The organism is Cupriavidus sp. 05N39, from assembly GCF_056397325.1.
On the sequence record NZ_JBFTNE010000007.1, the window covers coordinates 101795 to 112645 of the forward strand.

At 63.9% G+C, this 10851-nt stretch carries 8 protein-coding genes and 1 tRNA gene; 6 read left to right on the top strand and 3 right to left on the bottom strand.

All coding sequences use genetic code 11. The annotated features are described in order from the left end of the window. Window positions 1-9 precede the first annotated feature (9 nt). From AC1DN0_RS05605 to AC1DN0_RS05615, 3 genes are all read left to right on the top strand, one after another. Window positions 10-450, top strand: a complete 441-nt coding sequence (locus AC1DN0_RS05605) for a type II 3-dehydroquinate dehydratase (RefSeq protein ID WP_428180835.1) — start codon at window positions 10-12, stop codon at window positions 448-450. 70 nt (window positions 451-520) lie between these two features. After that, a complete protein-coding gene (locus AC1DN0_RS05610) occupies window positions 521-940 on the top strand; it encodes a hypothetical protein (protein WP_441626758.1) in 420 nt (139 codons plus the stop codon). A 468-nt stretch (window positions 941-1408) separates the two neighbouring features. Continuing rightward, entirely contained in the window at window positions 1409-3838 is a 2430-nt protein-coding gene (locus tag AC1DN0_RS05615; protein ID WP_441626760.1) for a DUF3772 domain-containing protein, read from the top strand. A gap of 37 nt (window positions 3839-3875) precedes the next feature. Here AC1DN0_RS05615 and fusA read toward each other — a convergent pair whose 3' ends face one another. Then, window positions 3876-5924: an elongation factor G gene (fusA, locus tag AC1DN0_RS05620; RefSeq protein ID WP_477102971.1), complete on the bottom strand. Its 2049-nt coding sequence runs from the start codon at window positions 5922-5924 to the stop codon at window positions 3876-3878. Between the two features lie 483 nt (window positions 5925-6407). Here fusA and AC1DN0_RS05625 point away from each other — a divergent pair. Beyond that, window positions 6408-6484, top strand: a tRNA-Arg gene (locus AC1DN0_RS05625). Between the two features lie 255 nt (window positions 6485-6739). Here AC1DN0_RS05625 and AC1DN0_RS05630 read toward each other — a convergent pair. Both AC1DN0_RS05630 and AC1DN0_RS05635 read right to left on the bottom strand, forming a co-directional pair. Continuing rightward, complete coding sequence (locus tag AC1DN0_RS05630) at window positions 6740-7741, bottom strand: lipase family protein (RefSeq protein WP_441626764.1); 1002 nt, start codon at window positions 7739-7741, stop codon at window positions 6740-6742. 101 nt (window positions 7742-7842) lie between these two features. After that, window positions 7843-8544 (bottom strand): TetR/AcrR family transcriptional regulator, encoded by a 702-nt coding sequence (locus AC1DN0_RS05635; RefSeq protein WP_428180743.1) that lies wholly within the window; start codon window positions 8542-8544, stop codon window positions 7843-7845. Window positions 8545-8856: 312 nt separating this feature from the next. On the opposite strand from AC1DN0_RS05635, the gene AC1DN0_RS05640 reads away from it, so the two are divergent. Both AC1DN0_RS05640 and AC1DN0_RS05645 read left to right on the top strand, forming a co-directional pair. Continuing rightward, a complete protein-coding gene (locus tag AC1DN0_RS05640) occupies window positions 8857-10581 on the top strand; it encodes an AMP-binding protein (protein ID WP_477145590.1) in 1725 nt (574 codons plus the stop codon). 73 nt (window positions 10582-10654) lie between these two features. Then, a partial coding sequence (locus AC1DN0_RS05645) for an acyl-CoA dehydrogenase family protein (protein WP_477145591.1) occupies window positions 10655-10851 on the top strand: 197 nt, incomplete at its 3' end.

Genomic DNA, 10851 nt, shown 5'->3' on the forward strand with positions numbered 1-10851 from the left:
GCACAGACCATGACCGAACTCGTATATCTGCTGAACGGCTCCAATCTCAACATGCTGGGCAAGCGCGAGCCGCATCTGTATGGCACGACCACGCTTGCCGAGGTGCAACAACGCGTCGCCGGGCTGGCTGACGAATTGCGGATCGACTGCGATTTTCGTCAGACCAACAGCGAAGCCACGATGGTGGACTGGCTCCAGGAAGCCTTTGAAAAGAATGCCGCCGTGATCATCAATCCGGCCGGGTTTTCCTTTGCATCCGTACCTGTGCTTGATGCCGTCAAGCTGATTCAGCGGCCGGTCATTGAACTGCACATCACGAATATCCACGCGCGCGAAGAGACCCATCGCCATTCGATCATCTCGCGGGCGGCCACGGGCGTGATCTGCGGGCTTGGCGTTGCCGGCTACACATTGGCGCTTCGCGCCATGGCCGACGCATTGCGGAGCTAGTCCCCGGACTGGACATCGTGTTGCCGCGCCGCCATGATTCCATTGCGGCCAACCTCCACGGGAGCCAGCCATGACGTCCACGCTCCGACATGCCCTGTGCTTACTTCTCGGCACCTGCTGCCTCATCGTCGCCGCGTGCGGCGGGGGCGGCGAGGTCGAAGTGACCGCCGGTGACGGCAAGCCCGGCACCCTCTCCATCATCATCTCGGGCCTGCCTGCGGGAACGCCCGCCAACGTCACGGTCACCGGCCCCGGCGGCTACCGGCAGACTGTGGGGCAATCGACGACCCTGGGGAACCTGCAAGCGGGCACCTATACCGTGACAGCGGCCAGTGTCACTAAAGGTTCGGTCTCGTTCAGGGCGCAACAACCCGTCCAGACGATGATGGTGGCGGCAGGTACCGCGCCTGTGGCTGGCGTGGTCTACGGCTCATCCGAAGTCACTCCCATGGCGCTGGACCAGATGGCCGACGGCCTTGTCATGCAGTGATTCCTGGCGAGCCAATATGCTGTTTGGCAAGCTCCGTTCCTGCGGACACCGGAAAAAACCGCACGATCGGGAGCGCCGGCATGCCTATGTATAATGCAGCTTCTTTAGGTCAAACCCCGGCCCACCGCCACCACCAGACTGGTCAGCGCGATGTGGCCTGCGCAAGCGATGAGTAAGCCAGTTCGGCCGCCAATCCGGCCCTGCTGCAGCGGCTTACCGCCCGCACGGCATCGTATCGCAGCGTCCCGCACTGACCGCCCAGTACCGGGCGTCCTCTCCGCCAGAGCAAGAGCACGCCACCGAAATCGCGCCCCAGCCGTCTGATCGACTTCCCGTTTGATCGGCGCCGCGGCCGTCCAACATCCCGATCGTCGAGCCTGGCAACGCGCCGTCTGGCGAACCAGGGCCATCCACGGAAAAGTGCCCGATTGCTTGCCCGGCTAGCCGATCTGTAGCTTTTTTTGTCTTATGAGCAAACTCCCCAAGCTCGCGCTGAGCCTTGTGCTGATTGCGCTATTCCACCTGAGCCCGGCCGCGCTGCCGACAGCCGCCGCCGCCGATACCGTAAAAAGTACGGACGCCCAGCTCGCAACATCACTTTCGCACGCCGAGGCCGTCGCTGAACTGAAGAGGCTCCAGACAGAACAGGACCGTATCAAGCAGCTGGCGTCGGCCGCCACGAGCAGCACGCAGCTCGAAGGGCTTGACAATGACATCAAGCAACTGGCGGGCGACGTCGACAAGCTGACCGCGGCACTGCTGCCCGAGCGTGCGCAGTTGCAGGCACAGCTCGATGTGCTCGGCCCGGCGCCCGCCGCCGGAACGACGCCGGAAGCACCTGCCGTCGCGCAGCAGCGGGCCGAACTCAACGCGCGCAAGACGCAGCTGGACAACGGACTGAAACAGGCGGCCGACGACAAGGAGAACGTAGCCAACCTGACCGGGCAGATCGCCAAGCTGCAGCGCAGCCTGCTGAAGAACCAGCTGGCGCTGCGCTCGGACAGCATCCTGAGCGCGCAGTTCTGGATGCCGTTGTTCAAGCCGACACCGGAAGACCAGCAAAGGCTAAGTGCGTTCAGGGAGCAGGTCGTCCCGTTGTGGCAACTGGCCTGGCAGCCGGGTCAGCAGGCTGTCACCACCCTCCTCGTACTCCTTGCGCTGGCTGTCTGGCTGATCGGCCGCCGGCTCATCGAGCGGGCTCTCGCGTGGTTCTGCCTGACGCGATTGCCGGAGTCCCGCCTGCGGCGCAGCGCGCTCGCACTGGCGACAGCCCTCGCGACCGTCGTGACGACGGCGGTCGCGGTACAGATCGTCTGCTTCGCCTTCACCCGATACTACGAGCCGCCGCCCCAGTTGCAAGACCTGATCAGCGAACTCGGAAAGCTGACGCTGACCAGCGCGCTGATTTCCGGCCTCGGCCGGGCGCTGCTATGCACGCGTCATCCGTCATGGCGCCTGCCGGCACTCGCCGATCGGGTCGCGCTGGCGATGAGCCCGTTCCCCGCTGTCCTCGCCGGCCTGTTACTGCTGGCCGGCACGCTCGAGCAACTGAACCGGAGCGCCGATACCAGCCTGCAAGTCACGCTGTCGGGCCGCGGCCTTGTGTCGCTTGTCGTGGTCCTGGCAATCGGCGCGGCGTTGCTGCGCGCCAACCGCGTGCGCACCCTGCTCTGCGCGGCGGGAGAGCAGCCCGAGGCGCGCTCCACGCTGGCCGGCATGATCCACGCTGGCGTGACGATTACGGTGATCGCATCGTTGTTCGCCCTGCTTATCGGCTATATCACTTTCGCGCGCTTCCTGACCTACGAACTCGTCTGGGTCGATATCGTCCTGTGTAGCCTGTATCTGCTGACGCAACTGACACGCGACGTCTGCGAGTGCGTTTTCTCGTTGCATCATTCGAGCGGCAAAGTCATCAAGCAGCTGTTCGGCCTGGGCGACAGCCATCTCGAGCAGGCGTCGACGGTGGTGTCGGGCATCGGCACGAGCCTGCTGCTGCTGGTCGCGGTCATTGCCTTGCTGACCGGCGGCTTCGGCACGACACCGAGCGATCTGTTGAACAGCCTGCTCACGGTGCTCGGCGGAGAAAAGCTGCGCCGCCTCAATATCATGCCCGATCGGATCCTCAGCGCCGCCATAGCGCTGTCGGTTGGCATCTACCTGCTGCGCTCGGTACGGCGCTGGCTGGATGCGGAGCTGTTGCCCAAGGTATGCATGGAGCCGGGCTTGCGGGTCTCGCTCGTTACGCTGTTCAGCAATATCGGCTACGTACTGATCGTATTGCTGACCTTGTCGCTGCTGGGCGTCAAATGGGACAACCTCGCGTGGATCGTCAGYGCGCTGTCGGTSGGKATYGGYTTCGGCCTGCAGGAGATCGTSAAGAACTTCGTSTCGGGSCTSATCCTKTTGACCGAGCGKCCGGTAAAGGTSGGCGACATGGTGAGCATCGGCGGCGTCGAGGGCGACATCCGGCGCATCAACGTGCGCGCGACGGAAATCCAGTTAGGCGACCGCTCCACCGTGATCGTGCCGAACTCGCAGCTGATATCGCAGAACCTGCGCAACGTGACGATGAGCAATAGCACGCAAGGTGTGGCGACGCTGCAGCTGACGTTCCCGTTGAACATCGACCCCGAGCATGTGCGCGATCTGCTGCTGGAGGCTTACCGCGAAAACATGGCGATACTCGAGAAGCCCGCGCCGTCCGTCACGTTCAGCCAGCTGGCATCGAACGGGATCACGCTGAGCGTGACGGGCTACGTAGGCAGCCCGCGGATCGCCACGGAAACAAAGAGCGACCTGCTGTTCGAGATCCTGAAGCGGCTGCGCGCGGCCGAGATCTCACTGTCGGTGCCACAAACGCTGAGAGTGCAAAACCTGCCCGCGCTGAACGCCTGATACCGCCGGCGCCATCGGCCATCGGCCTGCCGCACCGTCAGGCCGCGCCCTCCCCATGCGACTTGTGCTGCGAAGCCATCTGTTCCTGCTGGGCGGGCGGCACGGGTTCATAGTGACTGAGCTGGATCGTGTAGTTGCCGTGTCCGCCCGTGATGCTGTTCAGGCGTGACTGGTAGTCGTTGAGCTCGGACAGCGGCACCTGCCCCGCCACGACGACGCTGTTGCCGGCCGCCGTACGCGTGCCGCGCACCTGTCCGCGCTTGGCGGAGAGGTCGCTGATGATGTCGCCCATCGCCGTTTCGGGCATCGTCACCTCGATATCCACGATCGGCTCCAGCACACTCGGCCGCGCCTTGAGCACAGCATCGATAAAGGCCTTGCGCCCGGCGGCCGCGAACGCCACTTCCTTCGAATCGACCGAATGGCTCTTGCCATCGAACACGGTAACGCGCACGTCCTGCATCGGAAAGCCGGCCAGCGGCCCGCTTTCGAGAACCTGGCGGATACCCTTTTCAACGGCGGGAATGAACTGCCCCGGAATCGCACCGCCCTTGACCGCGTCGACAAATTCGAAGCCCGTGCCGCGCGGCAGCGGCTCCACGCGGAGCAACACCTCGCCGAACTGGCCGGCACCGCCGGTCTGTTTCTTGTGGCGGTGGTGCCCCTCGGCCTTGCCGCCGATGGTTTCGCGATAGGCGATCTTGGGCGGCCGCGTCACCACCTCGAGCTTGTACTGGTCGGTCAGGCGTTCGAGCGCGCAGCGCAACTGGAGTTCGCCAAGGCCAAGCACGACGGTTTCATTGGTGCCGGCCGGATGCTCGATGCGCAGGCACGGGTCTTCCGCGCCGAGTTTCTGCAGGACTTCCGACAGGCGCTGCTCGTTGCCGCGCCGCGCCGGTTCGATCGCCAGGCCATAGATCGGCCTCGGAAAATCGAGCGGGACCAGGTGGATGTTGCCGTCCTCGCTGGCATCGTGCAGCACGGCATCGAAGGCGATCTCGTCGATCTTGGCCACCGCGCAGATATCGCCGGGTCCGGCCTGCGGCACTTCGACGCGCTCCTTGCCCTGCAGCATCAGCAGATGCGCGATCTTGAAGGGCTGGCGGCCGTCGCCGATATAGAGCTGGCTGTCGCGCGAGACGGTACCCTGGTGGATGCGAAACACGGCCATTTTGCCGAGATACGGGTCCATCGTGATCTTGAAGACATGCGCCAGCACATGCTTGTCGGGCACCGGCTCGGCGCGAACGGCGACGCGGCGCTCGCCCGCGTCACGGTAGAAAAGCGGCGGATTGCCTTCGGTCGGGTTAGGCAGCAGGCGCACAAACACGTCGAGCAGTTCCCTGATGCCGGCGCCGCTGGCCGCCGACGTGAAACAGATCGGCACCAGGTGGCCTTCGCGCAGCGCCCGCTCGAACGGCGCATGCAACTGCTCCGGCGCGATCGCCTGGCCCTGCTCCAGATAGAGCTCCATCAACTCGGGATCGATCTCCACGACCTGATCGACGAGCGCGTCGTGAGCCGAAGCCACGGACAGGAAGTCCGCCTCGCCGGCGGGACTGAAAAAGCAGTCGGCGACCTCGCCGGCGCGCCCCGCCGGGAGATTGATCGGCAAGCACTCTTTGCCGAAGGCCTCCTGGATGTCGGCCAGCAGCGCGGGCAGATCCGTCTTTTCCTTGTCGATGCCGTTGACGATGATCATCCTGCACAGCTTGCGATCCTGCGCCCAGGCCATCATGCGCCGGGTCGTCATCTCGATGCCCGTCTGCGCGTTGATGACGATGGCGGCAGTCTCGACTGCCGGGAGGACACTCATCGACAGGCCGGAGAAATCGGGATAGCCGGGCGTATCGAGCAGGTAGATGCGGGTGTCGCGATAGTGCAGGTGCGCGACCGCGGAGGTGAGGGAGTGGCGATATTTGCGCTCGAGAGGATCGGAATCGCAGACCGTTGTGCCGCGCTCGATACTGCCCGGGAGATGCAGCGCGCCTCCCTTGTGCAGCAGCGCTTCTACCAGCGAGGTCTTGCCGCACCCCGCGTGCCCCAGCAGGGCAATCGTACGAATTGCATCGGGACTATAAAGCATGGCGCGCCCTCGTCCGGCAATGTCAGTTAGACCATTATTGGCGATAGGGGCCGGGAACACCATATGGGGTGATACCCGCGCCGGGCCGGCGCGGTGGCGAGGCAAGCCGCGCAGTGGAATCGGCCGGCGGCGCGAGTGCCGCACGCCTCACCCGAAGCGTATTGGACGGTACGCCCACACCCCACGACACGCAAAAATGGGGATTACCCGGCGCAAAATTTCCCATTTCCGTAGGGGCGCCTGAGTTGTGTGCGGTCGGGCACGGCATTTGGCGCGCAACGCAGGTTCGCGTCCGCGGGAAACGGCAATAAGGAGAGGGGCCATGCGTTGGTTCAGTTCGAGATATTCTGAACCCGCTCGTCGCGCGGCTTTATTCGCGCCATTGGCTGGGGTACGACAAGAGCCCGCCGCACATTCCGTGCATGCATTAACCAAAAATAGATTGCATTTTCCCACGATTGCGATATAGTTCTGCCCTCGCGTGCGGCTGTAGCTCAGTTGGATAGAGTACTTGGCTACGAACCAAGGGGTCGTGGGTTCGAATCCTGCCAGCCGCACCACCTATTTGTTTGAAGGGCTTCCAGTTATGGGAGCCCTTTTTCATTTGGGCTGCTGTGTGGCTACTGTGGGACTGCGCCGCGACCGAACCTGCCAACCCTTCAGCGCCTTGCATTCTGGCGACCATCCTGCCAGCGCTGGTGGTGTAGCCTGCAATCGCGGCGAACCGTGCCAGCAAATTCAATCGCGCCAGTCGCCGGGTATTTCGCTTCCGAACGTCGCTTCCGAACGGAACGCCGCAGCAGGCCGGACCTGGCCTATGCCCCGCGCAGGCGGTCCAGATTCTGCTGCGCGAGGAGTACGTCCGTCACGACACAGTTCATCTCGTCATGGTTTGCCGTGAGCAGGCTGGCCCAGGAAACCTTGCCGGGCGCGACTCCCGCGTCCGCGGTGTAGGCGCCCAGGGCGCCAGGCGCCACCAGCGCCGCGTAGCAGACTGCGTGGTGATGGCAGAGAAGATCATCCCTGATCGTCGGGCCAACAGGCGGAATGTTCGGGTTGGGGAATGTCAACACGTCCCGGAGCGATCTGAAGCCGGCAATCTCTTTCGGCAGCTTTGGCACGGCGTCAAGCGCGTGGTTGATCACAATGTAGTTATCAACCCTGCTCTGGAAGTCATCCGCGAAGCCCTGGTCCCCAGGCCGCGGCGACGCAAAGAGACAGGCCGCCAGCTTGTCACCGCCGATACCCGCCTTCGCCAGGCCTAGCGTGAGATAGCTTGCGATGGCCGCCCCCAGGCTATGCCCCGTGACGACCAGCTTGTTGCCGTTTGCCACGTTCATGAGACTCGGAAGCAGCGGTTGGGCGTCCCCCGTGTTATCGGCGGCCAGGAACTGCATGGAAGTGAATATGCTCGAGAATCCCAGCTCGACCTTCCCGGCGGTCGTGACGGACGGTACCCCGACCAGTTCGCACTCTGCGTTGACCAGCCACTCAAGCAGACTGGCCGTACCCCGGACGACGACGAAGTCCGTGCCGGCACCGAATGGCTCCTTCAGCACGACACCGTAGCAGACCCTCTCGGCCAGTATGTGCATGCGCCGGTCCAGCCCGAGCAGCACATCGCTTGCCACCAGGTAGCCGGCCACGGCCTGCGTCGCAACCAGCCGGGCAAACAGGGAATCCTCAAGCCCCGATGGCCTGAGACTGGCCTTGCTTGCGCGGCAAGCGTTGAACACGTCCGCGATCAGCAGCGCAAGCTCGCCGACCCTGTCGATCCGCAGGCCACACTCCTGAAAGATGATCTCTTCGTCAGTCATTGTGGTACTCCCCGTTGCGGACTATCTCTAGCGTAGCCTACGGAACGGGCGGCATTGGTGGCGAGTGTGGAGTCCTTGTCCAAGGCGCGGAACACCTGGCCCTATACCGGCCCGCCGCCCGCCCGCCGAAAAGCCGCCCCCACCTCCCCATAAAACTCCCGCAACGCCACTACCTCCAGATCCGGCGGCAACAAGGCCGGCCAGAGCAACGCAACGATGTCCCTGGCGGTCCGCTCGATATCCACCGGCCGCTGCCTGGCGATCGCATCCCAGAGAATGTGCTCCATCGGCCCAAAAATCGCCGAACGCAGCAAACTCAGCGGCAAATCGGTGCGGATCTCCCCATTCTCCCTGGCCCGCGCCAGCATATCCATCAGCGGCGCCGTGTAGCGCCGTTGCAGCGGCACGAATACCTCGCCCAGCCCGGGGCCCTTGGCGCGGCCCTCGGAAAGAACCAGCGCGCACAGGCCGGTGCCCTGGATCAGGAACAGCCGTAAATGGGTCCGCACAAAGAACTCGAGCTGAGCCTTGGTGGTCTGGTCACGCGGCATGCCCTCTTCCACCGCCGCGATGATCTCGTCGTACCAGTCCTCGATCACCCTTACGCATAGCTCGCGCTTGCCGTGGAAGTAGGTGAACACGGTGGCCTCGGAGATGCCGAGGCGCTGGGCGATCTCGGTCGTGGTGGTCCGCTCGTACCCCATCTCGGCAAAGACTTCGCGGCTCACGCGGAGGATGTCGCGGATGCGTTGTTCCGCCTTGGCGCCCGCGGGAATGCGGCGCCGCACCATGATGTCGTCCATCGACGTGTTACCTCGCTTGCCGGAAGCCGGCGATTATAGTGCGGCGCCGCATGAAAACGTGCGCCCGGGCGTGCCTGTGCGCCGCCTCGGCCCTGTCATCGCATTGTAATTGATCTTTACTCAAGTCTAGGTTGCAATTTTCCGGTCTAGCGTGTACTTTTCCACTCAACGCTACTGGTCCGGCGCGTGGATGGCAGGCCCAGGGACGAGATAATATGCGCACCCCGAGACTTGAGCCTCGCTCAACAAAGTTGAATAAAGCTCAAGAAATCACGTTACAGACATGATTGCGACAGCGCTTTGGAGACAAGTATGACCACACAGGGTGCCGCTAGCCCAACCACATTGCCCATTGGCGGGCTCTCCCACGTACGGGGCCGGACCGACATCCCCCTGTCCGAACTGACGGTGCCGGCCTTGCTCGCGGAAACCGTGGCGCGTTTCCCGRACCGCGAGGCGGTGGTGTTCCGCGAGCAGGGAATCCGCTGGAGCTGGCGCGAGTTCGCGCAGGTGGTGGATGCCATGGCCGGCGGCTTGCGCCTGCTGGGCCTGGAGCGCGGGGACCGGATCGGTATCTGGTCACCGAACCGCGTGGAATGGCTGGTGACCCAGTTCGCGACGGCGCGCCTGGGACTGGTGCTGGTGAATATCAATCCGGCCTACCGTTTGTCGGAGCTGGAATACGCGCTGAACAAGGTAGGCTGCAAGGCGATCGTGGCGGCGGAGTCGTTCAAGACGTCGCGTTACCTGGAAATGCTGCAGACCCTGGCGCCGGAGCTGCAAAGCTGCGAGCCGGGCGCGTTGCAGGCGGCGCGCCTGCCCACGCTGCGCTGGGTGATCCGCATGGGCGGCGAGCGGACACCGGGCATGCTGAACTACGATGCGCTGCTGGCACATGGCACTCACGCCATCACCGGGGAGCTGGACGCGATCACCGCGCAACTGGATCGCAACGACCCGATCAATATCCAGTTCACCAGCGGGACCACCGGCGCACCGAAGGGCGCCACGCTGACGCACCGGAACATCGTCAATAACGGACGCTTCATCGCCATGGCGATGCGGTTCTCCGAGCAGGACAAGCTTTGCATCCCGGTGCCGTTCTATCACTGCTTCGGCATGGTGCTGGCCGTGCTGGCCAGCGTGTCCACCGGCGCCTGCATGGTGTTCCCTGGCGAGGCGTTCGAACCGGCAGCCACCATGGCGGCGGTCAGCGAGGAGCGCTGCACGGCGCTGCATGGCGTGCCGACCATGTTTATCGCGCAGCTGGATCACCCGGATTTCGGGAAATACGACTTCTCCACGCTGCGCACCGGCATCATGGCTGGCTCGCCCTGCCCCATCGAGACGATGAAGCGCGTGATCTCGCAAATGCACATGGCGGAAGTGACGATCGCCTATGGCATGACCGAGACCAGCCCGGTTTCCTTCCAGAGCTCCACCACCGACCCGCTGGAAAAGCGCGTGACCACGGTCGGGCTGATCCAGCCACACCTTGAGGTCAAGCTGGTCGACGGCGCGGGCGAGATCGTGCCCGTTGGCGAGAAGGGCGAGCTGTGCACCCGCGGCTATTCGGTGATGCAGGGCTACTGGGACGATGAACCGCGCACCCGCGAGGCGATCCGCGATGGCTGGATGCATACCGGCGACCTCGCCACCATCGATGAAGAGGGTTACTGCAATATCGTCGGCCGCGTGAAGGACATGCTGATCCGTGGCGGCGAGAACGTCTACCCGCGAGAGATCGAGGAATTCCTGTTCCGCCACCCCAAGGTGCAGGCGGTGCAGGTGTTCGGCGTGCCCGATCCCAAGTACGGCGAGGAAGTGTGCGCATGGATCGTGCTGAAGCCGGGCGAGACCGCCACGGAGGACGATATCCGCGCCTTCTGCCGCGACCAGATCGCGCACTACAAGATTCCGCGCTATATCCGCTTCGTGAGCGAGATGCCCATGACCATTACCGGCAAGGTGCAAAAGTTCGTGATGCGCGACCGCATGACACAGGAACTCGGACTCGACGAGACCAAGACCGCCTGACTCCGGCCCGGCTTCCACCTGACATCGGGCTGCGCTTCCCGCAGCCCCACTGAACAACATAACGAGCACTCCTATGAACGAACTTCCAGGCCTCAATTTCCACCTCGGCGAAGAYATCGASATGCTGCGCGAGTCCGTGCGCAACTGGGCGCAGGCCGAACTCGCTCCGCGCGCCGCGGAGATCGACCGCACCGACCAGTTCCCGATGGACGCCTGGAAGAAGATGGGCGATCTCGGCGTGCTCGGCATCACCGTGGCGGAGGAGTACGG

Coding starts and splice junctions, on each gene's coding strand:
- AC1DN0_RS05605 (WP_428180835.1), top strand. CDS start 10: ATGACCGAACTCGTATATCTGCTGAACGGCTCCAATCTCAACATGCTG.
- AC1DN0_RS05610 (WP_441626758.1), top strand. CDS start 521: ATGACGTCCACGCTCCGACATGCCCTGTGCTTACTTCTCGGCACCTGC.
- fusA (WP_477102971.1), bottom strand. CDS start 5,924: ATGCTTTATAGTCCCGATGCAATTCGTACGATTGCCCTGCTGGGGCAC.
- AC1DN0_RS05630 (WP_441626764.1), bottom strand. CDS start 7,741: ATGACTGACGAAGAGATCATCTTTCAGGAGTGTGGCCTGCGGATCGAC.
- AC1DN0_RS05635 (WP_428180743.1), bottom strand. CDS start 8,544: ATGGACGACATCATGGTGCGGCGCCGCATTCCCGCGGGCGCCAAGGCG.